Source organism: Maribellus luteus, assembly GCF_003576475.1.
Classification (GTDB): Bacteria; Bacteroidota; Bacteroidia; order Bacteroidales; family Prolixibacteraceae; genus Draconibacterium; species Draconibacterium luteum.
Genome location: NZ_QWGR01000315.1, coordinates 1 through 510, shown reverse-complemented (window position 1 = coordinate 510; position 510 = coordinate 1). Strand labels below are relative to the sequence as shown.

Below are 510 nucleotides of genomic sequence, written 5' to 3'. Positions count from 1 at the left end.
GCTTGCGGCCTTCCTCGGCGTGGTCATGCAGGACCACGCCCATGCGCAGTACACGAATGGCGCGTTTGGTACGGCAGCCGGAACGTCGGTCGCGATCGGCAGCGGCTCTGGCGCGAACGCCGCCAACGCCTCCGGTTCTGCAGCGGTGGCCATCGGCAGCGGCGCGACGGCCACCGGCGGCCCCACCAGTGCGGGTGCCATTGCCATCGGCAGCGCAAGGGCGGGCACGGCGGGCACGCCCTTCCAGAATGGAGCAATCGCCATCGGCCAGGGCGCCCAAGCGCTGAGCACCAATCCGACGGGTGGCACATCGCCGATCGCTATCGGCGCCACGTCCAATGCCAACGGTACGGGCTCGCAGGTCGCCATCGGAGATCAGGCGGTGGCGACCGGCGTGGATGCGATCGGGATCGGCGGTCATGCGAACGCCGCAGGCGTGAAGGCCACCGGCAACGAGTCGACCGCAATCGGTCAGTCTTCTGCTGCGACCAATACTGGTTCAGTCGCGCT

Annotated in this window: 1 pseudogene; it reads left to right on the top strand. The window is 68.8% G+C overall.

What is annotated here, in order from left to right:
* A pseudogene (locus tag D1614_RS29035) lies at positions 1-510 on the top strand (hypothetical protein); the annotation flags it as partial.